Source organism: Hydrogenivirga caldilitoris (assembly GCF_003664005.1).
GTDB lineage: Bacteria > Aquificota > Aquificia > Aquificales > Aquificaceae > Hydrogenivirga > Hydrogenivirga caldilitoris.
Genome location: NZ_RCCJ01000001.1, coordinates 1501465 through 1523694 on the forward strand (window position 1 = coordinate 1501465; position 22230 = coordinate 1523694).

Annotated in this window: 25 protein-coding genes and 2 tRNA genes; 11 read left to right on the forward strand and 16 right to left on the reverse strand. The window is 46.6% G+C overall.

Translation table 11 applies throughout. The features are described from left to right. Positions 1 to 36: 36 nt before the first annotated feature. Both pdxJ and galU read left to right on the forward strand, forming a co-directional pair. Entirely contained in the window at positions 37 to 777 is a 741-nt protein-coding gene (gene pdxJ / locus BCF55_RS08200; RefSeq protein WP_121012646.1) for a pyridoxine 5'-phosphate synthase, read from the forward strand. Next, complete coding sequence (galU, locus tag BCF55_RS08205; RefSeq protein ID WP_121012649.1) at positions 767 to 1666, forward strand: UTP--glucose-1-phosphate uridylyltransferase GalU; 900 nt, start codon at positions 767 to 769, stop codon at positions 1664 to 1666. Before pdxJ ends, galU begins: the two co-directional genes overlap by 11 nt. On the opposite strand, the gene BCF55_RS08210 is transcribed toward galU, so the two are convergent. Continuing rightward, positions 1632 to 4259 (reverse strand): BamA/OMP85 family outer membrane protein, encoded by a 2628-nt coding sequence (locus tag BCF55_RS08210; protein WP_170144775.1) that lies wholly within the window; start codon positions 4257 to 4259, stop codon positions 1632 to 1634. The genes galU and BCF55_RS08210 overlap by 35 nt on opposite strands. 28 nt (positions 4260 to 4287) lie before the next feature. On the opposite strand from BCF55_RS08210, the gene purB reads away from it, so the two are divergent. Continuing rightward, the gene (gene purB / locus BCF55_RS08215; protein WP_121012655.1) at positions 4288 to 5589 is read left to right on the forward strand and encodes an adenylosuccinate lyase; all 1302 of its coding nucleotides are present in this window, start codon (positions 4288 to 4290) and stop codon (positions 5587 to 5589) included. On the opposite strand, the gene BCF55_RS08220 is transcribed toward purB, so the two are convergent. Genes BCF55_RS08220 through BCF55_RS08240 form a run of 5 tightly spaced genes read right to left on the reverse strand, consistent with a single transcriptional unit; the run spans position 5586 to position 10189 of the window. After that, positions 5586 to 7028: a hypothetical protein gene (locus tag BCF55_RS08220; RefSeq protein ID WP_121012658.1), complete on the reverse strand. Its 1443-nt coding sequence runs from the start codon at positions 7026 to 7028 to the stop codon at positions 5586 to 5588. The genes purB and BCF55_RS08220 overlap by 4 nt on opposite strands. Before the next feature lie 11 nt (positions 7029 to 7039). Next, positions 7040 to 7630, reverse strand: coding sequence for a hypothetical protein (locus tag BCF55_RS08225; protein ID WP_121012661.1), 591 nt, complete (start codon positions 7628 to 7630; stop codon positions 7040 to 7042). A gap of 1 nt (position 7631) precedes the next feature. Next, positions 7632 to 8957, reverse strand: a complete 1326-nt coding sequence (locus BCF55_RS08230) for a TldD/PmbA family protein (protein ID WP_121012663.1) — start codon at positions 8955 to 8957, stop codon at positions 7632 to 7634. Between the two features lie 13 nt (positions 8958 to 8970). Next, positions 8971 to 9678 (reverse strand): ATP-binding protein, encoded by a 708-nt coding sequence (locus BCF55_RS08235; protein WP_121012667.1) that lies wholly within the window; start codon positions 9676 to 9678, stop codon positions 8971 to 8973. Positions 9679 to 9688: 10 nt separating this feature from the next. Continuing rightward, positions 9689 to 10189, reverse strand: a complete 501-nt coding sequence (locus BCF55_RS08240; RefSeq protein ID WP_121012670.1) for a CDP-alcohol phosphatidyltransferase family protein — start codon at positions 10187 to 10189, stop codon at positions 9689 to 9691. Between the two features lie 18 nt (positions 10190 to 10207). Between BCF55_RS08240 and BCF55_RS08245 the strand changes: the two genes are divergently transcribed. From BCF55_RS08245 to mraY, 7 genes are all read left to right on the forward strand, one after another. Further along, the gene (locus BCF55_RS08245) at positions 10208 to 10465 is read left to right on the forward strand and encodes an N-ATPase subunit AtpR (RefSeq protein ID WP_121012673.1); all 258 of its coding nucleotides are present in this window, start codon (positions 10208 to 10210) and stop codon (positions 10463 to 10465) included. Between the two features lies 1 nt (position 10466). Then, entirely contained in the window at positions 10467 to 10844 is a 378-nt protein-coding gene (locus BCF55_RS08250; protein ID WP_121012676.1) for a hypothetical protein, read from the forward strand. Positions 10845 to 10895: 51 nt separating this feature from the next. After that, positions 10896 to 11060: a hypothetical protein gene (locus BCF55_RS09710; RefSeq protein WP_170144776.1), complete on the forward strand. Its 165-nt coding sequence runs from the start codon at positions 10896 to 10898 to the stop codon at positions 11058 to 11060. A 20-nt stretch (positions 11061 to 11080) separates the two neighbouring features. Further along, positions 11081 to 11156, forward strand: a tRNA-Ala gene (locus BCF55_RS08255). 13 nt (positions 11157 to 11169) lie between these two features. Continuing rightward, a tRNA-Lys gene (locus BCF55_RS08260) sits at positions 11170 to 11242 on the forward strand. A 31-nt stretch (positions 11243 to 11273) separates the two neighbouring features. Continuing rightward, the gene (locus BCF55_RS08265; RefSeq protein WP_121012679.1) at positions 11274 to 11846 is read left to right on the forward strand and encodes an RNA methyltransferase; all 573 of its coding nucleotides are present in this window, start codon (positions 11274 to 11276) and stop codon (positions 11844 to 11846) included. 3 nt (positions 11847 to 11849) lie between these two features. Beyond that, positions 11850 to 12929, forward strand: a complete 1080-nt coding sequence (mraY, locus tag BCF55_RS08270; protein ID WP_121012682.1) for a phospho-N-acetylmuramoyl-pentapeptide-transferase — start codon at positions 11850 to 11852, stop codon at positions 12927 to 12929. Here mraY and BCF55_RS08275 read toward each other — a convergent pair. From BCF55_RS08275 to mutL, 8 genes are read right to left on the reverse strand one after another with little or no spacing between them, the layout of a single operon-like run. Beyond that, complete coding sequence (locus BCF55_RS08275; protein ID WP_121012685.1) at positions 12922 to 13410, reverse strand: metal-binding protein; 489 nt, start codon at positions 13408 to 13410, stop codon at positions 12922 to 12924. The two genes, mraY and BCF55_RS08275, sit on opposite strands and share 8 nt — an antisense overlap. After that, positions 13397 to 15040 (reverse strand): single-stranded-DNA-specific exonuclease RecJ, encoded by a 1644-nt coding sequence (gene recJ / locus BCF55_RS08280; RefSeq protein WP_170144777.1) that lies wholly within the window; start codon positions 15038 to 15040, stop codon positions 13397 to 13399. The genes BCF55_RS08275 and recJ overlap by 14 nt, the downstream gene beginning before the upstream one ends. Next, a complete protein-coding gene (locus BCF55_RS08285) occupies positions 15040 to 15600 on the reverse strand; it encodes a CDP-alcohol phosphatidyltransferase family protein (protein WP_121012691.1) in 561 nt (186 codons plus the stop codon). The genes recJ and BCF55_RS08285 overlap by 1 nt, the downstream gene beginning before the upstream one ends. Then, a complete protein-coding gene (gene cmk / locus BCF55_RS08290) occupies positions 15597 to 16256 on the reverse strand; it encodes a (d)CMP kinase (protein WP_121012694.1) in 660 nt (219 codons plus the stop codon). Before cmk ends, BCF55_RS08285 begins: the two co-directional genes overlap by 4 nt. A gap of 11 nt (positions 16257 to 16267) precedes the next feature. Beyond that, complete coding sequence (locus BCF55_RS08295; RefSeq protein ID WP_121012697.1) at positions 16268 to 17359, reverse strand: type IV pilus twitching motility protein PilT; 1092 nt, start codon at positions 17357 to 17359, stop codon at positions 16268 to 16270. After that, positions 17328 to 18365: a recombinase RecA gene (recA, locus tag BCF55_RS08300; RefSeq protein ID WP_121012700.1), complete on the reverse strand. Its 1038-nt coding sequence runs from the start codon at positions 18363 to 18365 to the stop codon at positions 17328 to 17330. The genes BCF55_RS08295 and recA overlap by 32 nt, the downstream gene beginning before the upstream one ends. A 3-nt stretch (positions 18366 to 18368) precedes the next feature. Further along, a complete protein-coding gene (gene gatC / locus BCF55_RS08305; protein ID WP_121012704.1) occupies positions 18369 to 18653 on the reverse strand; it encodes an Asp-tRNA(Asn)/Glu-tRNA(Gln) amidotransferase subunit GatC in 285 nt (94 codons plus the stop codon). A 17-nt stretch (positions 18654 to 18670) separates the two neighbouring features. Further along, positions 18671 to 19963 carry a DNA mismatch repair endonuclease MutL gene (gene mutL, locus BCF55_RS08310; RefSeq protein WP_121012707.1) on the reverse strand — a complete coding sequence of 431 codons (1293 nt, stop codon included), beginning with the start codon at positions 19961 to 19963 and terminating at the stop codon, positions 18671 to 18673. 127 nt (positions 19964 to 20090) lie between these two features. Between mutL and BCF55_RS08315 the strand changes: the two genes are divergently transcribed. Further along, positions 20091 to 20687 carry a hypothetical protein gene (locus tag BCF55_RS08315; protein WP_121012710.1) on the forward strand — a complete coding sequence of 199 codons (597 nt, stop codon included), beginning with the start codon at positions 20091 to 20093 and terminating at the stop codon, positions 20685 to 20687. On the opposite strand, the gene BCF55_RS08320 is transcribed toward BCF55_RS08315, so the two are convergent. Both BCF55_RS08320 and BCF55_RS08325 read right to left on the reverse strand, forming a co-directional pair. Then, positions 20576 to 21478 carry a permease gene (locus BCF55_RS08320; protein WP_121012713.1) on the reverse strand — a complete coding sequence of 301 codons (903 nt, stop codon included), beginning with the start codon at positions 21476 to 21478 and terminating at the stop codon, positions 20576 to 20578. The two genes, BCF55_RS08315 and BCF55_RS08320, sit on opposite strands and share 112 nt — an antisense overlap. After that, positions 21475 to 22227 (reverse strand): YebC/PmpR family DNA-binding transcriptional regulator, encoded by a 753-nt coding sequence (locus BCF55_RS08325; protein WP_121012716.1) that lies wholly within the window; start codon positions 22225 to 22227, stop codon positions 21475 to 21477. Before BCF55_RS08325 ends, BCF55_RS08320 begins: the two co-directional genes overlap by 4 nt. Positions 22228 to 22230: the final 3 nt, after the last annotated feature.

A 22230-nucleotide genomic window follows, 5' to 3' on the forward strand; every position in this document is an offset into this window, starting at 1 on the left:
GAGGAAAATTTTAATCCAAGAGTTAAAATAAGCTCTATGAGACTTGGAGTTAACATTGACCACGTAGCCACCCTCAGGCAGGCACGCAGAACCTTTGAGCCAAGTCCGGTGTTTGCAGCCCTTATAGCCCAGCAGGCTGGAGCAGACCAGATAACACTCCATCTCAGGGAGGACAGGAGGCACATACAGGACAGAGACCTTGAGCTGATAAAAGAGCTCGTTATAGTTCCTGTAAACCTTGAGATGGCTCCTACCCATGAGATGAGGGAGATAGCCCTCAGGGTTAAGCCCGACAGGGTTACCCTCGTCCCTGAAAAAAGGGAAGAGATAACAACGGAGGGTGGCTTGGACGTAAAGGGTATGGAGGACTATCTGCGGGACTACATAAAACCCCTCAAGAGTGAGGGTGTTGAGGTCTCCTTATTTATAGACCCTGAAGAGATTCAGGTTGAGGCAAGCCACATAGCCGGAGCGGACGCTATAGAACTCCATACCGGGACTTATGCGAACCTTTGGAACGAACACAGGTTCTCTGAGGCGAAGGATGAGATAGAGCGACTGAGAAAAGCGGGTAAACAGGCTAAAGAGTTTGGTTTAAGAGTTTACGCAGGACATGGACTAACTTACCAGAATGTTAAAGGTATCCTTGAACTATCGGATATAATTGAGGAGTTGAACATAGGACATTCCATAATTGCAAACTCAGTCATCTTTGGACTTGAAAGGGCAGTGAGGGAAATGATTGAAACCATTAGAGGGGGTAGGAATGGGATATAAAACGGTAAGGAAAGCGGTTCTCCCGGTGGCTGGATGGGGTACAAGGTTCTTACCCGCAACGAAGGCTATGCCCAAGGAGATGTTTCCCATAATTGACAAACCCGTAATCCAATTCATAGTTGAGGAGTTACTTGAAGCCGGGATTGAGAATGTTATCTTTATCACAGGTAAACACAAAAGACCAATAGAACACCACTTTGATATAAATACGGACCTTGAGAGACATCTTGAGGAGGCGGGCAAAGAAAAGGTTTTAAAAAACATAAGGGAAGTGAGCCACATGATAAATCCGATATACGTAAGACAGAAACAACAGCTGGGTTTGGGACACGCTGTACTTACTGCCGAGCCGGTTGTTGGAGAAGAGCCTTTTATAGTTTCCTTGGGAGACATAATCCTTGAGAAGGGAAGCGAAAACCTTAAAAAGATGCTGGAGTTGTACAACAGGTTTGGTAGGAGTGTCATAGCCCTATTTGAGGTACCAGAAGAAGAGGTAAGCAAATACGGTATAGCCCGAGTAAAGGAATCCAGCGAAGGAGCTTTGATAATTGAAGACCTTGTTGAAAAACCCTCACCCAGAGAAGCTCCCTCAAACTTAGCTATAGTTGGGAGGTACATATTCACCCCCAGGATATTTGCGAAGCTGAGAGAAACAACGCCCGGCAAGGGAGGAGAGATACAACTGACCGATGCCATGAAGCTCTTACTTGAAGAGGAAGAGATCTTAGCCTTCAAGATAGATGGGAAGGTGTACGACACCGGAAACCCCTTAGATTACCTCAAAACTGTCTTTGAGTTCGCCTTAAAGCGTGAGGACATAGGTGAGGAGCTTAGAGAATTTATAGCGAACACACTCAATAAACAAAACCAATTGATAGATAAACCTTAAACTTTGAAGTCGGCTCCTCTACCTTGCTCAGAGGTTTTGCCACATCCAATCTTATAAAACCCGCTGGGGTGTTTACCCCCACGGCTGTTCCTACGTCATACTTTAGGTTGTGAAGGGCTTCTGAAAAGGTATCGGCTGCATTTCCGGAATCGGTGTACAACCCCAGCCACAGGGGTTCCCTTAAGACAAACAGAAGCTCCAGCCTCCCGAAGAGGAAGGTTCTCCCTCCCTCTGGTGAGCCTATAGATTCAAAGTCGTAACCCTTCATATCTCTTAATCCCCCCAGGAAGAAACGGTCAAAGATGGGCGCTTCCTTGCCGGTCCAGCCTCCGGCAAGTTTCCCGTTCACAGACAGTCCCTTTATCACTTCCCTGAGTATAAAGTTATTCACCTCCACTCTATAGTACTCCCTGTCACCGCTGACCCTTGAAACTCTGAAACTATTGTGGGTCAAGTTTTTAGGGTTTACCAGGTCGTCTCTTATCTCCCTCACTAAAAAGAAACCAAACCTCCTTAAATTGAATCTCCCGGCACCGGTTCCGCTCACATCGTTTCTTGTTCCAGAATAGAAGGCACTCATGGAGAACCACCTGCTCAACCTGTAACCTACGGATACAAGATGACCATCACTTTCAAGGTCATAGTTGTTGTGAAACTCAAGTCTGCGAAAGGCAGAGATACTGGCAAAATACTTCCGTGAGAAGAGGAACTTATCGGACAGCTCCGCTTCGTAAGTTTCATACTTCTGGCTTTTTGCCCCCTTCAGGCTGAGTATAATTCCTACCCCAAAGAGGTTCTTTAGCTTTACACCCCCCTCAACCTTGAGCTTTTCTTCAGTGTTGTAGCCACCTGAGAGTTCAAAGAGACCCCTCTTGTCCTCCCGAACTTCTACGAGTCTGTAAACCCTCTTGCTCTCCCTGTCCACAAAGTTCTCAGTCCTGACACCTACGTAGTTCTCACTCTGTATAAGGTTCCATAGGCTCTCCTCCTCAGCCTGAGTGGAGTAGAACTCCTCCTTCACAACGGTGTAATAGATCTCCTTGAAATGCGTCTTTTCATTTCCGTAAACCAGGAGTTCTCCGTACCTGTACCTCTCCCCTTTGTTAACCGAATAAAAGTAGGTAAGGTACATATTATCCTTATCCTCAGAGACATCAATCTTCACCGAGAAGTCACCGTCAAGGTAGCCTTCTGACTTAAGAAAGTCCATTATATCCCTGTTAAGCTCTTCTATATAGTTGCCTTCAAATATCCTGGGGGTTAGAGCGTTATATCTGCCAATTATCTCCTCAATGCGTTGGTCTTCTCCGGTATAGTGGACGCCTCTTAGCCATACCCTCTTTCCTCGGATGTAGTCAACCACAAGATAAACCTGTTTCCTTTCTCTGTTTATATCTTCGTAGAGCTTTACCTGAGCGGTAAGATAGCCTTCACTGCGCACCTTATCTAGGAAGGACTGAACTCTCTGCTCTATAAGCTCTCTATCATAGTCATCCGGCAATCTGATCCCCTTGAAACCAAGCACCTTAAGTGAGTAACGCTGCCCCTCTTCTATTAGAAACCTTATACCTCTTTCCCCAAAGGCGTAGTCAACCTTAACATCAAAGAAACCTTTATCCCTGTAAAATCTGATAATGTCGTTCTTGCTCTTTTCCAAGAAAAAGATGTCCACACCGGGCGTGTCCAGGTCAAGGAGTGAAAGTAGAGTTTTCCCATCAAAGTGAGAGTTCCCTTCAAAAACTATGTTGTAGTGGCTTCCTTCGTTAACGATGTATCTGGGAAACGCAACCGACCCCGAGCCGAAGAGGGCTTTTGTTACAGCTATTGGGTGGGATATCAGGTTTGACATCCCGCGAAACAGGGGTATAAAGGACCTGAGCACACTCCTCTTTGCTCCTTCAACACCTGGAAAAAGGACGCGAGGAAAGGAAGAACTGAGCTTCTCCTTCTCAATACCATCGTAATATACGGAGCTTTCAAGGAAACCCTTTTTCCTGTAAAAATCGTATAAGTTTCTAACACCCTTCCTTGCAGCTTCTTCATTGAAGACATCACCGATTAAAAGCCCTGTTTCATAGGTAAGTCTGTCCTCGGGGAAACTCTTTGCGCCAAAGAATTTAGCTCCTTTAAAGAAGTATAGGTCTCCCTCCCTAACTTTAAACTTAACACGTGCGTAGCCTCTTTCATCTATGTCAATCTTTATATCCACATCCGCATCAAGAAAACCTTCCCTTGAATAGAAGAGTTTCAGAGTTTCCCTTGCGCTATCGGGGTCAAAGTTAACCAGCGCCTCACCTTCACGGACAAGAACTATATTCTCTATCTCTTCATCGCTTACGAACCAGTTACCCTCAATCTCCACCTCTTTGACTATAGGGTACCTCTCCACGTAAATGACAGTATCTGGACCAACAGTACTTATCCTGATATCCTTTACATCCTTGAGCCTCTGAAGAGCCCAGAGCACGGGGGCTAAGCCTTCTTTCTCAAGGATTTGAGAGAAGTTATTGTTTCTGAGAGGATAGTTAGACTCAATAAACACCTTAGGAAAGGCCGAAGAAATCAGGAAAAGCAGCAGCAATATGTATTTCATTTTCTTAAATGAGTATAATGTAAAAGCCATGATAGAGAGGTACACCAGAAAGGAAATAGGAGAGATATGGTCTGAAAGGAACAAGTTTCAGAAGTGGCTTGAGGTTGAGATAGCAGTCTGCAGAGCCTGGGCGAAGCTGGGAAAGATACCAAAGGAAGCACTGAAAAAGATAGAAGACAAGACCCGAATAGACGAAGAAACTCTACAGAAGATAAGGGAATATGAAAGGGTTTACAAGCATGACGTTCTTGCTTTTGTCTCCGCTATTTCGGAGCAGGTAGGAGAGGAGGGAAGATTCATACATCTGGGTCTCACCTCCTCAGATGTAATAGATACAGCCCTCGCCCTTTTGATGAGAGAGGCTCTGGACGTTCTCCTAAAGGATATAGAGCTTGTAATGGAGGAGCTCAAGAGGTTAGCCTATGAGCACAAAGACACGCTTATGATAGGTAGAACCCACGGTGTTCACGCTGAGCCAACAACCTTCGGTATAAAGATGGCGGTCTGGTACGACGAGATGAGGAGGAACAGGGAAAGACTTCTCATGGCAAAGGAAAGGGTCTCCTACGGGAAGATATCTGGTGCGGTGGGGACTTACTCTAACGTTCCTCCGGAGGTTGAAAGGTTTGCATTAGAGGAGCTGGGACTTAAGGCGGAGCCAGCTTCAACCCAGATAGTTCACAGGGACAGACATGCAGAGTTAATTAGCGCGATAGCCATAACAGCCTCCTCCCTTGACAAATTCGCCACCGAGATAAGGCACCTTCAAAGGACAGAAGTCCTTGAAGCACAGGAGCCTTTTACGGAGGGACAGAGGGGTTCTTCAGCGATGCCCCATAAGAAGAACCCGATACACTCAGAAAGGATATGTGGGCTTGCAAGGGTCATAAGGTCAAACCTTATAACCGCTCTTGAGAACGTGGTTCTGTGGCATGAAAGGGACATATCCCATTCCTCGGCAGAAAGAGTTATACTCCCGGATTCAACGATCGCCCTTGACTACATACTGAACCTTTTTTACGAGATACTGCAGGGTCTTGTAGTGGATAGAGAGAGAATGCTAAAGAATATGGAGCTCTCCAAGGGTCTATACTTTTCATCAAAGGTTCTAGTGGCTCTGACTGAAAAGGGATTGGCAAGGGATAAAGCCTATGACCTTGTTCAGAGAGCTGCCATGAAAAGCTGGAACAGTGACAAGAGTTTCAAAGAGGCTCTCATGGAAGAGCCGGAAGTCAATAAGCTCCTTTCTAAGGAGGAGATGGAAAGGCTATTTGACCTCTGGGAATTTGTAAAACACAGGGACTATATATTTAAGAAGGTTTTTGGTTAAGTTATAAGCTCCTCAAGCCTCTCCCGAAGAGCCTGATAGGTTGCCTGTCTTATAAGATTCCTTATATCAAGCTCCTCAAACACCTTTTCAACCTCTCTCCTAACGACATCTGCCACCATGTCTCTTATATCCAACATCCTTTCCTCAAGAGCCCTCGCTACCGCTTCCCTGATCCTATCTTCAGAGAGAGCCTTTATAACAGCACTTTCCACAAGCCTATCCAGGTCTTTGCCGGATACGGATACACTTGATACAGGCTGGGTTACCTCCTCCTCAATCTCCTCCTCTTCAACCTGTTCCTCTTCAACTTTTGCCTCTTCACTCTCAATAATACCAGCTAAAGCTTCAAGGGCAGGCATGGGCTCCTCTTCGGTTATAGCCTCCTCTTCCTGGAGTTCAAACTCAGGCTCTTCAGTCACAGCTTCCATAGATTCCTCAATCCTTGCCTCAAGTTCCTCAGCGGAAGGAATCTCCTCTTCAAACTCCTCAGGCTGAGCTTCCTCTTGGTAAGCCGTAGTTGTTGGGATAGTTTCAAGTTGCTCTTCTATAAGCTCCTTTATCTTTGCAGGGTCTGTATCCCTTGATATTGATACCTTTCTCTCAAGAGGTATCCCCTCCACATTTATGGGGAACAGGTCATCAACAAGTATTATGTAACTCTTCTGGGACATATTTTCATCGTTTGCAAGTTCAATAAGCCCCTTCTCCGCTATAACCCCAGATATAGCATCAAAGACAACCACAGAGGCGTCCTTCCCCTCCTCTATGGCTTGCTTAACCGTTTTTACGTTCACGACTTCATGGGTACGCCCGAAAGCTGCCTTTATGGAGTCTATCAGGGTCTGGTCAAAGGAAACTATGAGTATCTTACCTGTACCTACAACCGGGGTCTCCGTTTTAGGTTTTTCAGGGGGGCTTTCAACAACCTCCTCCTTGACTTCCTCTATGCCAGTTTCAAATTCCTGGAGAGCTTCCTCCATGCTCTCCGCCAGTTCTTCCACGGTCTCCTCTGCCTCGTACGCTGTTGGTTCAATCTCAAATTCGGGAACCTCGGCAGTCTCCTCAAAGGGCTGTTCTACCACCTCAGAGGCAGCTTCCTCTACGGGAAATTCAAGGAGTTTATCGGCTATATCCTTGGGTGAAGAATCCCTTGGAACAAGAAGCTTCTGAGGTACTATTATGTTCCCTTCGTCCACAGGAAACAACTCGTCATAGAGTATCACGTACCTTGCGTTGCTAAATTTCTTAGTGTACAGGGTGTTTATATCCTCCTCTGAAATAGCTCCAGATATAGCATCGTATACCACACCTTCAATGTCAGAAGGCATAACCTTTATAGCTTCTTCGCTGTTCTTGGCAACGTAAACCTCGTGCTCCGAGAGGGCCTTTTTCAGGTCCTCCGTAAGGGTCTTGTCAAAGGAAACTATAAGTACCTTCATGTCCCCACACCTCACCTTTTGCTTAATCTATGCCTAAGTATATTGTCCACCAGTTTCTTCATCTCATCTACACTTTCTTCAGGAATTACCTTCAAGGTAGCCATGGTAAGTCTTAGGGCTTTCAGGCGATTGAGGAGCTCCTCCGTGACACCCCCTTTCTCCGCAAGCTCAAACTCCCTGAGGGTAAAGTAGAATATACTGAAGTATAGCAGCACACTGGCTACCAACAGTCCAGTGTAAAGGTTGTTCTGTCCAACGAAAGCCAGATACTCCAGCAGATCAACCTTCCTTACGTACATGTAAAGGGTTCCTTCCTGAAGGGGCATTGAGATATGGACGTACATCTTCCTTTCAATCGGTGAAGCAACGTTGGAGCTGACAAACTTACCCGAAGGCTCCTTTGCATACATGATTATCGTGTGCTTGGGATAAGGTATGTCAACCTTTTCAATACCCTCCCTGACACCTATAAAGAAGGAACTAACGTTTGCGAGTATCTTTGAGTCCCTATCGTAAAGGTAGGCTGTGAAGGATATGTATATAGATGAGAGAACGAACACAAGTAGGAACAACCATAAAAAGAACACAAACGGTTTCCTCATCTCAGCTTCCCCCCACCGTCACGTCCGCCACGAGAATTGACGGGGAACCAACGTTCCCGTAGAACTTTAAATCGTTCCCCACGGCAACTATTTTATTCCACAGGTCCAGGATATTTCCAGCAACGGTAACACCCCTCACAGCGTGGTAAGGCTCTCCATTCTTAAACAGGACTCCGGAAGCTCCCAAGGAAAACTCCCCAGAAACGGGATCGGTAGTGTGAAGTCCCATAAGGTCTGTAACCAGAAGTACCTGTTCTTCCATGCCAAGCAACTCTTCCAGGCTATAACCTCCCGATTCCACATACAGGTTCGTTATGCCGGACACAGGGAGCGTTTTAAAGCTTCCTCTTTCAGAATTCCCCGTTGGCTCCTGAGAAGACAGGGTCGCTGTGTATAAACTATGAAGAAAACCTCTAAAAACTCCTCTGTCAATTACAACGTTCCTGTTCCGGGGAACACCCTCAGCATCGTAGGGTGTCGTCAAAAACCCCTCTTTAAGAGTCCCGTCGTCCACCAGTGTAAAAAGCTCGTTTGCAACAACCTCGCCCGTACGGTCTTTAAGCAGCGTCTTGCCTTTCACCAGAGAGTCCCCAAGGAACATGCTTGAAAAGGCATCCATTAGCATAGCGAAGCTCTCTCTGAAGAATACAACGGGCATGACTTTCGTATCCATGGGTTTTGGGTTAAGGAGAGAGGTACTTTTAAAAACCACATCTGCAGCTATCTCCTCTGGATTGAGTTTGGAGAACCTCCTTTCTCCCCTGAATTCCCAGGATATAGCTGAGTCCTCACCCTCCTGAGCAAGGGCTGCGATCATAGCTGTATAGTAGGTACCTTCATAACCAAATTCAACCCCGTAAGAGTTCACAAGGTTAACCTCAAACACACCTTCGGTGAAAGCTGCCTTTCTAACCCCCTTTATCCTTGAATCCATAGATTTAGCGTTCCTTTCAAGACTCAAAGTGAACTCAATCTTTTGCTCCAAAGGCAGCTCCACTCCTTCTTTATCAAATACGGATTCTGTCTGAGAATTTTTAAGTGTTTCTAAAAACAGATTCCCTTCATCGGGGTTCTGGAGCTCGCAGGCTTGTATAGCCTTCTCCACAACGTCTCTGAGGCTTTCCTCCTCAAGCTTCGTTGTGTATGCAAACCCAATCCTTTTTTCTCTAAGGACTCTTATGCCAACGCCTGATTCTTCCGAACTTGAAAGATTCTCCAGGTCTTCATCGGATACCTCTACCTTTGTCTTTTTAACCCTCTGATGGAACACCTCATATTCGTAGCCGGGTTTTATGAACCTCTTTACTATCTTTTCAATCTCTTTCATCTTCACAATTTTACTATACCCTCCTTCTGTCCCTTCCCTGTATGTAAACCACTCTGGTCATCTCATATATGCGGGAAACAGCGCTATGCCCAAGTCTCTCTGACATAAGGGCTTTTGGCGAATCTTCGTCTTCAGAGCCCTTTTTTACCTTTTTGTTCTTCTTCTCTTCTCCCGACAGAGAGAAGTTTGTAGTGATTATTGTGCTTTTGAGGTTGTTGTACCTGTAGGAAATTATGTAGGATATAAGCTCCCTCTGCCATTCGGAGAGTCGTTCGCTCCCAAGGTCATCAAGCACTATAAGAGGTTTGTTTAGTATGACTTTTATAGCCCTGTTTGTCTTCCCCTCGTCCATAAGTGATTTGAGTTTGTATATAAGGTCCTTGGTATCAAAGAATGCACCCTTTATACCCTTCTCCCTGTATATCTTTTTCAATACACCCACAGCAAGGTGAGTTTTCCCAACACCCGGTGGTCCTATCAGTGTCAGTCCGTAACCCTCTTCAGGATTAAAGGAGGAGGCGAATATGTAGGCTTCTTTGTAAGCTTCATTCTCTGAGGGGGTCTCATATTCATAATTCTCCAGTTCAGCACCCCAGAAGCGCTTTGGTATCCCAAGAACCCTGTTTATATCCTCCCCGGAGAATCTGCACTCACAGGGTTTTACGCCGCCCTTCTCCTTAACAAAACCGGTTCCGCCACATATAGAGCACTTCTCTTCCATTACGAATAATTTATGCCTGGAGGGGCTTCTTCAGATAAGTTTTAACGTAGTCATAGAAGGATACGTAGGCTAAACCCACCGCCGTCCACAGGAGGTAATGACCCAACTGAGAACCCCCTATGAGGGCTATCAACGCCAGAAACTCTACTAAGGTTTTCACCTTCCCAAGCTGGGAAGCACCGAGAACCACCCCTTGAACGGCAAGCAAGCTCCTGAAAAAGGATACGCTCAGCTCACGAAGCAGTAAGAGTATAACTGGAATAGAACTTACAAGACCAACCTCCACGAGGGCAATAAGAATAGAAAGGACGAATATCTTGTCTGCAAAGGGGTCAAGGAGTTTACCCAGTTGATTGCCTCCCCCGTTCTTCCTGGCCACTTTACCGTCCACGAGGTCTGTTAAGGCACCCAAAAGAGTGAGCAGCAGGGCTGCTGTAGAACTTCCCTTTAGAATACTCACCGCTATAGGTATTACGAGAAGAACTCGCAGCAAGGTCATAAAATTTGCCATATGGTTAAATTATAGGCTATGGAGTTTCTTCTTTCATTCACAGCAGGCATACTCACAGGTTTACTTTACAACGAGCACATCTACAGACAAGCAACAAACTTCCCCAAGAGTAACCCCTTAAAGGGTTTCTGGTTGCGACTTACGCTTACCGGACTCGTAGCTCTCGTCATTGCAAAGAGCTGGGGAGCTCAAGCCCTGCTAACTTTTGTAGCCGGAAACTTGCTTGCACGCCTTGTTCACACCTTCCTGAGAGGATTTCCAGTTGTAAGATATTAGTGTGGAAGCTTTGAACAATATAATTAAGCTGATAAATGAACCCCTCGTCCAGTTCTTCCTATGGGTTGCAGTGCTATTCATTATAGCCAGCATCTTCGTTGACAGGAGGCTTTCCTTCTGGATATCCTCAGTGGGAGCAACCTACTTCTGGACAAAGAGCCAAGACCCTAAAGTCGCCTTGAAGGCGTGGCTCATAGTTTTAACCGTTTTTGTAATTATCCTCGTGCTGAAGTATATCTTTAACCTCAACGTTGTCCTCCTTCTAAAGGGAAGGAAGAGGTGTCCCATGTGCTATGAAGAAGCCCACAGGAAGGCAAAGGTATGCCCTTACTGTCATTACCAATTCGTAGATGAAGTGAAAGAGAAGGTACAGAGTTAGAGCTTGATATAAAGGAACAAGCAGATAGATTAAATAACTGAGGTGTCAGAGATGGGAGTAAGAGAACTTATTGAGGTTATGAGAGCCGAAGCCCTGAACAGAATGAAGGAAGAAAGAAAGAGGAGAAGAGAGCAGCTGAAGGTGAAGCTCTCCCTGCTCCAGAAAGAAAATCAGGACAAGGCTCCTGGGCTTGAAAGGAAAGGTGGGCTATTGTAAAATGTATAGCTCAGCCAGAAGGGGCCGTAGCTCAGCTGGGAGAGCGCCGATATGGCATGTCGGAGGTCACGGGTTCAAGTCCCGTCGGCTCCACCAGGAGCTGGTCTAAGAGCCGGTAGCTCAGTCGGTAGAGCAACGGCCTTTTAAGCCGTGGGTCCCGGGTTCGATCCCCGGCCGGCTCATTTTCCTTTAAATAGGCTAAAATCCTTATCCATGATAAACGAAAACGTGTCCATAGCTCTTGTACATTACCCGGCCATGGACAAGGAGGGTAAACTCATAGTTACCTCCTTCACCACAATGGACCTCCATGATATAGCCAGACCCGCCAGAGCCTACGAAGTTAGGAGCTTTTACATAGTGCAGCCTATAGATGCCCAGAGGCTGGTTATAAAAAGACAGATAGATTACTGGCTTTCTGAGGAGGGCAGAGCAGCAAATCCCACAAGGTACGAGATAGTTCAACTTGTGAGGTTGAAATATACGCTTGAGGAAGTGGTTGAAGATATTGAAAGGGAAAGGGGAAAGAAACCTATTCTGGTTGGAACAGACGCCAGGAAGTATCACAAAACGATAGGCTACGCAGAGTTGAAGAGAGAAATAGAAGATAGAGAAAGGGAGTTCCTTATAGTCTTCGGAACCGGTTACGGACTGCCGCCAGACCTTATGAGAACCTTTGAGTACATCCTTGAGCCCGTTTACGGAGCTGGTGATTGGAACCACCTGTCCGTTAGGAATGCAGTTGCTATCATACTTGATAGGCTTTTCAGTAAGAACAGGTGTTGAGGGATGTTATACCACTTAGCTTTGCTTCTAAAGGAACACTTCTTCCTATTTAACGTTTTCAAGTACATAACATTTCGCTCTTTCACGGCGATACTGCTTGCTTTCTTCATAACCCTCCTCCTTTCCCCCACCTTTATGAGAAGGTTTGAAAGTGTACAGAGGCTCTTGGGCGGTTATGTCAGAGAATATACCCCTCAGCACCATGAAAATAAAAAGTACACACCTACTATGGGTGGGATTGTGATAATAACCGTTATACTTCTGTCTTCGGTTCTCTTGATGAGGCTTGATATCAAGTATACCTGGGTCCTTGTGTTTGCAACTCTCTCATTTGCCCTGATAGGCTTGGTTGATGACTGGAAGAAGCTAAAGGATAAGAAGGGTCTATCTATAAAGGTAAAGCTCCTATCCCAAGTCATCTCTGCCTTTGTTATATCAATCCTTATATTCCACTGGGTTGATCTGGAGACGAAACTTTACTTTCCCTTTTTCAAGGAACTTACCGTAGACCTTGGCTGGCTTTACATACCTTTTGCTATGTTTGTGATAGTAGGTACAGCAAACGCTGTTAATCTAACAGATGGACTTGATGGGCTCGCCATAGGACCCTCTATGACCACCGCAACTGCCTTCGGTGTTATAGCTTACGTTGTAGGACACTCAAAGATAGCTCAGTATTTAGGTGTCCCCCATGTTCCTTACGCGGGAGAGATGACTGTATTTTGCTTTGCGATAATAGGTGCCGGGCTTGGATTCCTGTGGTTCAACGCTTATCCAGCACAGGTGTTTATGGGAGATGTTGGTGCTCTTGGTCTGGGAGCTGCGCTTGCTACTACTTCCATACTGGCAAAATCGGAGTTCCTGTTAGCTGTGGCAGGTGGTGTTTTTGTCTTTGAAACTGTGACCGTGATACTCCAGATAATCTACTTCAGAGCCACGGGAGGTAAGAGACTCTTTAAAAAGGCTCCCTTTCACCATCACCTTGAGGAACAAGGGCTTGATGAGCCAAAGATAGTTGTTAGGATGTGGATAATCTCAGCCCTACTGGCCATAGTATCGGTAGCCATGCTCAAACTCAGGTAAGCCTCTTAAGAACACTTGATAAACCATCAAGGATTATATGAACAACGTCAGCACAAAGTATGCCCAGTACGAAGTACATACTCTTTTCACTCCTGAAAAGCTCGTTCAGGTAGGGAAAGGGGTTAAAGTTGGTAAGAGCCAAGGCAAGACCCTTGTCAAGAACAGAAACCACCCCTAATAGGAAAAAGTAAAGAAAAATAACTACGGATATAAGATACAGAAGCCTTAGAAGGCTACCTATAACCGGTATGTGGGATATGCCTCTATGCTGAGATAAACTCTGATAGGGATACCATAAACACCTTAAGAAGCTCCATCTCTTTGTGGGTTTGGAGTTTGGAAGGTCAACATCGGGGGAGAGAAGGAACGTACCAACCATATACCCTGCCCCAAAGGGTATATAGAGCTCCTTAGGGAGGAAGTATAAAAACCCAGGTAGAGCAACCAGGTTTATAAGGTCATGGGTTTTACCCAGCGCCATTCTTATCCTCTACGTCTATAAGGTTTATATCCCCGTCCACTATTGAGTAAGCTACCCTAACCCTATCTCCCAGCTTGAGATTTTCAAAGATAAGGGGTTCCCAGCATACCGCTTCCCTGCTCCCAAGCTTTAGTTTTGCCCTGTTTCCTCTCACCTGTATGTCCCTAATTTGAAGTTCCTCCGATAGAAACACGGGAATAGGATTTTTTTCTCCATAGGGTTCAAGCCTCTCTATGCTCTTTAAAATTTGAGCCGTTATTTGGGAGATAGGCAGCTCGGTGTCTATGTACAGCGGGGGGAGTTCCCTGGGTACATGGCTAAAAAGCTCATCAACGTCTCTGCTGAAGGTTTCCAGCAATCTGCTTTCTAAAGTTAACCCTGCAGCCTGCATGTGTCCGCCCCATTTCACAAACATATGGGACAACCTGCTGAGTCCCTCATACACATCTATCCCTTCTATGGACCTGACAGAGCCAACCGCATGATTTTTCCCTTTAGAGAACACGGCAACAGGTTTTCCGAGCAGGTTTGAAAGTCTGCCGGCAACTATACCCAGAACACCTACATGCCAGCCTCTGCTCCACAGGGAGATAAAGTTTTTATTGGAGAGTTCAATAGCCTTCTGATAGGCTTCTTTGTAGACACGGTCTGTTATAGCCCTCCTCTTCAGGTTTACCCGCTCTATCTTTCTTGCCAGCAGCTCCGCTCTCTTTGGGTTTTCCTCAATCAAAAGCTCAAGGGCAAGCTTAGGGTTGCTCACTCTTCCAGGGGCGTTTATGCGGGGGGCTATTGAGTAGGCTATGTCTTTCGCAGAAACCTTTTCACCTATACGGGATATGCTGAGCAGAGCCTTTATACCCGGTTTATCAAGGGAGCCGTTGGCGACACTTTCAAGAACGGACAAACCTTTGCTGACGAGTATCCTGTTGGTCCTGTTCATGGGCATGACATCTCCAACCGTTCCGAGGGCAACGAGGTCAAGGAGGAGTCTCACATCCATATCAACGCCTAAACGTTTTGCAAGCACAGCGCCCATATAGAAGCATATCGCCGAGGAGGAGAGCTCCTTCATTTCCTTCGGTACGCCTTCAGAGGCCTTGGGATTTATCAAGATAGCTTTTTCGGGCTTTCTCTCGGGGACATTGTGATGGTCTATAACTACGACATCTATGCCCGTCCTGTCTATTTCATCAACCGCCGAGGTTCCGTTGTCTATCGTTATAAGGAGGTCCCCGTACTTGGAAAAGATGCTTATAAGTTCACCGTTAAGTCCGTAGCCTGTCCCTCTGTTTGGGAGCACTGGAACGACCCTTGCACCGGCATTCTTTAAAACCTGATAAAGTATCGCCGTACCAGTTATACCATCAACATCGTAGTCTCCAAAGAGAACGATCCTCTCCCCGCTCTTCACAGCTCTGAGAATCCTCTCAACCCCTTCCTCCACATTGGGAAGCAGGTTGTAGGGGAGAAGGTGTTTCAGTTTCAAGTCAAAGAGTTCCCTATGGGAATCTTCATACCCTCTGTTCACTATAAGCTGAGCCAGAAACTCTCCGTAAGTCTCTATAAGCTGGGCAGGTGGCTTTAAAGAGTAACTTAGAACGTACCACTCCTTACCGGATACACCCCTCATCATTGCCGTCTTTCAATTATACGTTTACTTATCAGGAAGATTAAGCCTCTTACACCGTAATCAATACCAGATACGACTATAAGGGCGAGGGAGACAAACTGCAAGACGCCGAATAGGTTAAGCGCCCCTTTGCTTGGGTATAAGTTAGCTAAAAACCCCACAACTACTGTTACTGAAAGGATAAAGGTTGTCATCTTCCCGGACACCGAAGGTTCAGGTACAAAGCCGTACCTTCGCAGGGCAAGCGAGCCAGCTATTAAAAACAGGTCTCTTATAACCAGGACGTAAAGCACTGAAGAACTCGCTCTTATCTCAGTGTAAAAGGTTACCGAGAGCAGCCCAAAAAAGAGAAGGAACTTGTCGGCAATCGGATCAAGAAACTTGCCCAGAAGAGACTGAAGTTTGAATAACCTCGCTATGGTTCCATCCAGGGCATCTGTAAGGGCAAGCAGGAAGAACAGAACCGCCGATTCTTTCTCCTGTCCTCTGTAGGCAAGGAGTAAAACGTAGGGTGACAGAACAAGTCTGAGTATGGATAATAGGTTGGGTACATTCCTCATACCTTCTCCTTAATTAGTTCCAGTATTTGTGAAAGAACCTCTTCTACACTCCTACCGGTGGTGTCAATGATTACAGCATCAGGCGCAGGTTTAAGGGGGGCAATTTCTCTCTCCATATCCCTCTTATCCCTTTCAATTATCTCTGTCAGTATCTCATCGTAGTTTGCCGTTTTTCCAAGCTTCTTCAACTGCTCGTAGCGTCTCCTGGCTCTTTCTTCGGGGGTGGCCGTTATAAAAAGTTTGAGCTCCGCATCGGGAAATATGTTTGTTCCTGCGTCTCTTCCTTCAACCACAGCCTGCCTCTCCCCTATGACACTTCTGAAGAGCTCGTTTATATACTCCCTGAACTCTTTAACAGTACCAACCAAGGAAGCCATCTTTCCAACCCTTTCATCCCTAAGCTCCCCTTCCAGCCGTTTCCCTCCGACCTTCACAACGGTTTCGCCCACCATGGGTATGATTTCCAACTCGGTGAGGAGAGATTTCAGGTCCTCCCAGCTCAGCGAGAAATTCTCTCCCTTGCCCCTTAGCAATAGATAACCGGCTGCCCTGTAAGCCGTGCCCGTTTCAAGATAGGGAAGGTTTAACCTGACAGAAAGCTCTCGGGCAACGGTGCTCTTCCCACTTCCTGCGGGACCGTCTATCGTTATCTTCATGGAGAGATATATTAAAACTCAGCACCAGAGGATATACCTCTCAGTTTGAGCTCAAGGTCCGAAGGTTTGGTTGCATAGAGAACCGCAGTATGGAAGTCTATCAAGCCCTTTCTATAAAGCTCCTCAAGATGCTGGTCAAAGGTCTGAGTTCCGTACGCGGCTTTGCCCTTAGCAACCAGGTCTGGTATCTCATCTATCCTGTTAGGGTCAAGTAGGGCTTCCTTTATAGCTCCTGTATTAAGCATCACTTCAACGGCAGGGATTGAACCTTTCCTGTCAGCTCTGGGAAGCAACCTCTGGGAGAAGACAGCTATCAGCGTCCCTGCAAGCATCTGTCTGATCTGGTCCCTCACCTCAAGCTTGAACATACCTATGAGCCTGTTCACCGTCTCCTTCGCATCAAGGGTGTGCAAGGTTGAAAACACGAGGTGCCCCGTTTCGGCAGCTTGAAGAGCTATCTCTGCCGTTTCCGTATCCCTTATCTCACCTACCATTATTACATCCGGGTCCTCCCTCAGGGCTGCTCTGAGACCCCTGGCAAAACTCTGGGTATCTATACCGACTTCCCTCTGGACTATGAAGCAGTTTCTGTCGTTAAGCACGTATTCAATAGGGTCCTCAATGGTAACTATGACTCTCTTAAAGTTTTTGTTTATCTCCTCTATGATAGAGGCTAAGGTTGTGGATTTACCTGAGCCGGTCGGTCCTGTAACAAGGATAAGCCCTTTGGTGTGGGATAGGGCTGTCTTTAGCATGACCTCGGGCAGATTAAGACTCTTGAAGGGTGGTATCTGGAAGGGAATTACCCTAAAGGCCATTCCAGAGGTTCCCCTCTGCTTGTAGACGTTGACCCTAAACCTTGACACCTTGGGAAGGGAGTATGACAGGTCTATCTCTCCGAGCTCTTCAAACTCTTTGCTCTTTCTCTCATTCTTTCCGACAACCTCTTTCAGGAACAGTCCGAAGTGCTCCTCTGTGATAATCGGGAAATCCTCATCCACGTGGAGCTTCTTGTGAATCCTGTAAACGGGTTTAGCTCCGACCTTTATGTGGATATCGGAAGCTTCTAAATCAATTGCCTTCTTCAGTATCAGCTGTAACAAGACCTACCACCTCCCTGACTTTCCTCTCTATCTCTTCAGCAAGCTCAGGGTTTTCGCTTAGATACCTCTTTACCTGTTCCTTGCCCTGACCAAGCCTCTGCTCGCCGTAGCTGTACCAGGAACCGCTCTTTGTAAGTATGCCCTTGTCCGTAGCAACGTCAATAAGGTCGCAGAGTCTGCATATTCCCTCACCGTAAATCATGTCAAATTCCGCTTCCTGGAATGGTGGAGCCAGCTTGTTCTTCACGACTTTAACCTTAACCCTGTATCCAACCTTATCGTTCCCTTCCTTTATGTCTCCTGTTCTCCTTACCTCAAGCCTCATGTCGGAGAAGAACTTCAGAGCGCGCCCTCCGGGCGTAGTTTCCGGATTCCCAAACATAACCCCTATCTTCTCCCTTATCTGGTTTATGAATATGAGGGCTGTGTTGCTCTTGTGGACTATTCCCTTGAGCTTCCTCAGAGCCTGGGACATAAGTCTGGCTTGCTTTCCAACCTGAGCCTCTCCCATCTCACCCTCAAGCTCGTCCCTTGGAACGAGGGCAGCAACGGAGTCAACAACTATCACATCAACGGCACCGCTGTTTATCAAACTTTCCGCTATCTCAAGAGCCTGCTCTCCGTAGTCCGGTTGAGATATGTAAAGGTTTTCAACATCAACACCAAGAGCCTTTGCATACTTTGGGTCAAGGGCGTGCTCCGCATCTATGAAGACTGCGACACCTCCCTTCTTTTGAGCCTCAGCTATAACATGTAAAGCGAGCGTTGTCTTACCGGAAGATTCAACTCCGAATATCTCTATTATCCTACCCCTTGGTATACCCCCTATCCCCGTGGCTATGTCAAGGGCGAGGGAACCTGTCGGTATGACGTCAACCTTGATAGTTTCAGCCGCACGGAGTGGCATTATCGCCCCTTTACCGAACCTCTTCTCAATGTTCGCAATGGAAGCTTCTAAAGCTTTTTTCTTTTCGTTCAAGGCTTTTTCTACAGTTTCTTGAGCCATACATTAAACCTCCACAATTCTTGGAACCACGAAGAAGCCGTTCTCCCTTTCAGGAGCGTTTTTGAGGGCTTCCTCATGGGTAAGAGACCCTTTAGGTTCATCCTCTCTCATAGGGGTCTCTTCAATGTTTTGAAGATAAGGCTCAACTCCTGAGGTGTCAAGCTCCTCAAGTTGTTGAACGAAGCTAAGTATATCTCCAAGCTGCCTGCTGAACAGTTCAACCTCTTCCTCGGTTAACTTCAACCTTGCCAACAGGGCTATCTTTTGAACCCATCCCCTATCTACCATAAGTAATAAATATAACCCTAAAAACTCCTGCCGAGTTTCTCGTATATTTCCTTCAAGTGCACCATGTAATATATCGGTCTACCATGGGGACACACGTGGGGATTCTTCAGGTTCTTCCAAGCCTCAATGAGCTCCTCCATCTGCCTCTGGGTTAGTCTTTCCCCAGCTTTTAGGGCGGACCTGCACGCTAAACTGTCGGCACGTTGAGTTTCACCCAGGCTCTCGTAGTAAAGCCTCTCAGATATGAGGTGCTGGTCAAAGAAGTAAAGGTAATCGCCTCTCTGTGCCAGGATAAGTGTGTCATTGAGCTGACCTAAAATCTTGAACTCCGTTTCATACTTTGGGACTTCTTGCTCTAAGTAAGAAAACTCAATCTCAGCACCCCTTCCAACCAAAGCACTCCTCAGTAAGGAAAGGGTCTTCCTCTCCTTAAGGAACTTCGCTTCCTTTTTCTTGGGGTGAACGTTAAAGTCAACCATGAAGGGAGGAAGGTCAATAAAGATTACAGCCTGTGTCCTATAGCCCAGGGTTTTTTTAAGAAACTCCTTCAGAGTTCTCATACTGACAGGCTTTGAGTTTATGAACACATGAAATTCCCCATGAGAAACGTTTCTTCTCACATAAGCTCGTAATTTCAAAAACTCCCTCTCCTCTCTGATAAGCTCAAACTTCCCCCCAAAGAGTTCCTCAATCCGCTTTCTCTCCTCAGAGGGTTTCAGGCTAAGAACTTCCCTGGCGTTGGAGAAAAACAAGAACTCAACCTCCGGGTTTACGAGGGCATACTCCCTGATAAGTTGGAGTATTTTCCTCCTCTCCGTATCTTCCCTCCTCAGAAACTTTCTCCTTGCGGGAACGTTGAAGAAGAGGTCTCTGACCTCAACCTCTGTGCCAACAGGCATACCCCTCTTAACCTTTGAGACCACCTTACCCCCTTCAACTTCTATTTCGTAACCTTCTTTTTCCTGAAAGAACCTTGAACTTATCCTCAACCTGCTAACAGATGCTATGGAATGGAGAGCTTCCCCTCTGAAGCCGTAACTTGTGAGAGTCAAAAGGTCCTTCTCGCTCTCTATCTTGCTGGTAGCTCCCTCTAAAACCACCTTATCTACGTCCTCCGGATGTATGCCTATACCGTTGTCCCTGACAAGTATGAGCCTCTTTCCTCCCTTTGAAGTTTCAACCTCTATCTTTGTAGCGTTAGCATCAAGGGCGTTCTCCAAAAGCTCCTTCACCACGTCAGCAGGGGACTCTATAACCTCTCCTGCTGCTATCCTGCTCCTTACCTCCGGAGGGAGAATCTTCACAAACATAGTTGTAATGTTATAGTCTCCCTGGTGTTAGTCAATCAGGTGGCAAGTGCCGCCAAAAAGGGATTGATAAATCTATAAATTTTAAAATTGCAGGCTTTTAAAAAAAGTTTAAATTACTCCCAAAACCATGGGGGAAGACAAACCAGACCGACGGTCCCTGGAGGAGATAATTTATGAGGTTTATCGGACAACCCAGGATTTGGAGCTGGGATGTGCCGAGCTTAACTGTTTCATGTGTGCAAAGGGAGGTAAGAAAGAGCCGGAGTGTAGCAAGTTAAATGAAGCGGTTGTCCTACTCCCAGGAGAAAACAGGATAATTGAAGAGCTTAACGGAGCCGCCTTCCCGGAGGTTAACCTTAACGGAATGAGCGTGGGCTTCCTACTTCCGGAACAGGACTGTCCCTTTAACAGAGACGGGTGGTGTGGTATACACGGTAAACACCCCATAGACTGCAGAAGTTACCCCATAGTCCCGAGTATAAATGAGAGGGGAGACCTGATAATATCCATATCGGTAAAGTGCCCTGCTACACCTTCGTGGAACTTCATAAGGACGTGGGTAGAGATATGGAGAAAGCTGTGGGAGGTAGTTCCCGAAGAGTGGTTCAAATTCTACTCCGAGGTCCCCACAAACCTGCTGAAGCCTATAGTAAGGTTTAAAGCGGAGGAAAAGTCTACAATCATACCCACCAGCGTTGCGAATACAAACCAGGACAAAGTATAGAGCAGGACAAGCTTCCTAGGTAGGAAGCTAAAGAGGGCTGCTATAGTTGGGATACATATCCCGGAGGAGGCAAGCATAAAGGTAAGAACCTGCCCATCGCTCATCCCCATATCCCTCAGAGACCTGCCGATGGGAACCTCCTCTCCGGAGCAGACGTAAACAGGCACGGACAACAGACTTATCAGGGGATATGAAAGGATAGAGCCGGAGAAGGAGGCTATAAGGTTCGGAGGAGTAAGAACCTTAATCAGAGCCGCTATCGCAAGACCTAGAAGAAGGTATTTTCCTGTGGAAAAAAGCAGGGAACGAAGGTTCCTAACAAACAAGTGCTTACTATTCACCCTTGAGCCAGAACCTTGAAACAGCGGGAGACTAAGATGCTTTTTGAAAACAAGAGAAGAAAGGTAGGCGATGCTCATAGCGTAGAGCAGAGGAAACGCAACCCTAAAGAGGGTCATCTCCATACCGAGCATCCCGGCGGTCAGAACTAAAACCACAGGGGAGAGAACGGGAGCAGTAACCAGAAAAGCCACAACCGGCGCGTAACTCTTTCCAGAAAGGCTGTCTATGGCTCTGGCAATCGGTATCATGGAACAGGAACATACAGGAACCGTTGCACCCAGCATTGCGGCAAAGAATGGGGCTAAGGGACTGGAGAGGAGCTTCCTGCTCAAAAACCTATCTCCAACAAAGGTTTGAAGTGTAGCCCCAGCCAGGGCAGCCAAGAGAAAGTAAGGCAGTACATCCAGGGTATAATCCCAGAAAACCTTCAGAAATTCCAGGTGTATCACGCCTCTACTTGCTGAAGAACCTCCTCGGGAACCTCAAAGTTAGCTATAACCTGTTGAACGTCTTCCAGGTCATCCAAGGCATCTATGAGCTTAAGGACTCTCTTTGCCGTTTCGGCGTCTGAAACGGAAACGGTGGAGACCGGTATCCAGGTTATCTGGGCTTTCTCAACGGGAACGCCCAACTTTTCAAGCTTCTCCTTTACCTCATAAAGCTCTTCAGGAGAGGTGTAAACCTGGTGAATCTCCAAGCCACTCTGGACATCTTCAGCTCCCGCCTCTACAGCCTTTTCAAAGATTTCTTCCTCAGAAATATCACTTGCCGGCACCTCTATGTAGCCTTTCCTCTCAAAGAGGTAAGATACACAACCGGAAGAACCCAGACTGCCACCGTGTTTTGAGAATGCATGTTTTACCTCGGCTGAGGTTCTGTTTCTGTTATCTGTAGTAGTGATAACCATAACGGCAACACCACCAGGTCCGTAGCCCTCGTATATGACCTCCTCGTAAGACTCACCCTCAAGTTCACCGCTACCCTTCTTTATAGCCCTCTCTATGGTTTCCATGGGCATGTTTGCCTTTCTGGCCTGTTCTATTGCAGTCCTTAGCCTGGGGTTGAACTCAGGATTCGGACCGCCCAACCTTGTAGCAACCGTTATCTCCTTTATCAGCTTGCTAAAGAGTTTCCCTCTCTGAGCGTCTATCTTCGCCTTTTTATGCTTAATCTGAGCCCAGTGGCTATGTCCTGCCATAAC

What these genes read in the sequence shown, in the direction of transcription:
- BCF55_RS08230 (WP_121012663.1), bottom strand. Translation starts at nt 8,957, where the DNA reads ATGAAAGAGATTGAAAAGATAGTAAAGAGGTTCATAAAACCCGGCTAC.
- BCF55_RS08235 (WP_121012667.1), bottom strand. Translation starts at nt 9,678, where the DNA reads ATGGAAGAGAAGTGCTCTATATGTGGCGGAACCGGTTTTGTTAAGGAG.
- BCF55_RS08240 (WP_121012670.1), bottom strand. Translation starts at nt 10,189, where the DNA reads ATGGCAAATTTTATGACCTTGCTGCGAGTTCTTCTCGTAATACCTATA.
- galU (WP_121012649.1), top strand. Translation starts at nt 767, where the DNA reads ATGGGATATAAAACGGTAAGGAAAGCGGTTCTCCCGGTGGCTGGATGG.
- pdxJ (WP_121012646.1), top strand. Translation starts at nt 37, where the DNA reads ATGAGACTTGGAGTTAACATTGACCACGTAGCCACCCTCAGGCAGGCA.
- purB (WP_121012655.1), top strand. Translation starts at nt 4,288, where the DNA reads ATGATAGAGAGGTACACCAGAAAGGAAATAGGAGAGATATGGTCTGAA.
- BCF55_RS08210 (WP_170144775.1), bottom strand. Translation starts at nt 4,259, where the DNA reads ATGAAATACATATTGCTGCTGCTTTTCCTGATTTCTTCGGCCTTTCCT.
- BCF55_RS09710 (WP_170144776.1), top strand. Translation starts at nt 10,896, where the DNA reads ATGGGAGTAAGAGAACTTATTGAGGTTATGAGAGCCGAAGCCCTGAAC.
- BCF55_RS08265 (WP_121012679.1), top strand. Translation starts at nt 11,274, where the DNA reads ATGATAAACGAAAACGTGTCCATAGCTCTTGTACATTACCCGGCCATG.
- recJ (WP_170144777.1), bottom strand. Translation starts at nt 15,040, where the DNA reads ATGAGGGGTGTATCCGGTAAGGAGTGGTACGTTCTAAGTTACTCTTTA.
- BCF55_RS08225 (WP_121012661.1), bottom strand. Translation starts at nt 7,630, where the DNA reads ATGAGGAAACCGTTTGTGTTCTTTTTATGGTTGTTCCTACTTGTGTTC.
- BCF55_RS08325 (WP_121012716.1), bottom strand. Translation starts at nt 22,227, where the DNA reads ATGGCAGGACATAGCCACTGGGCTCAGATTAAGCATAAAAAGGCGAAG.
- gatC (WP_121012704.1), bottom strand. Translation starts at nt 18,653, where the DNA reads ATGGTAGATAGGGGATGGGTTCAAAAGATAGCCCTGTTGGCAAGGTTG.
- BCF55_RS08285 (WP_121012691.1), bottom strand. Translation starts at nt 15,600, where the DNA reads ATGAGGAATGTACCCAACCTATTATCCATACTCAGACTTGTTCTGTCA.
- BCF55_RS08220 (WP_121012658.1), bottom strand. Translation starts at nt 7,028, where the DNA reads ATGAAGGTACTTATAGTTTCCTTTGACAAGACCCTTACGGAGGACCTG.
- mutL (WP_121012707.1), bottom strand. Translation starts at nt 19,963, where the DNA reads ATGTTTGTGAAGATTCTCCCTCCGGAGGTAAGGAGCAGGATAGCAGCA.
- BCF55_RS08315 (WP_121012710.1), top strand. Translation starts at nt 20,091, where the DNA reads ATGGGGGAAGACAAACCAGACCGACGGTCCCTGGAGGAGATAATTTAT.
- BCF55_RS08245 (WP_121012673.1), top strand. Translation starts at nt 10,208, where the DNA reads ATGGAGTTTCTTCTTTCATTCACAGCAGGCATACTCACAGGTTTACTT.
- cmk (WP_121012694.1), bottom strand. Translation starts at nt 16,256, where the DNA reads ATGAAGATAACGATAGACGGTCCCGCAGGAAGTGGGAAGAGCACCGTT.
- BCF55_RS08275 (WP_121012685.1), bottom strand. Translation starts at nt 13,410, where the DNA reads ATGGCGCTGGGTAAAACCCATGACCTTATAAACCTGGTTGCTCTACCT.
- recA (WP_121012700.1), bottom strand. Translation starts at nt 18,365, where the DNA reads ATGGCTCAAGAAACTGTAGAAAAAGCCTTGAACGAAAAGAAAAAAGCT.
- mraY (WP_121012682.1), top strand. Translation starts at nt 11,850, where the DNA reads ATGTTATACCACTTAGCTTTGCTTCTAAAGGAACACTTCTTCCTATTT.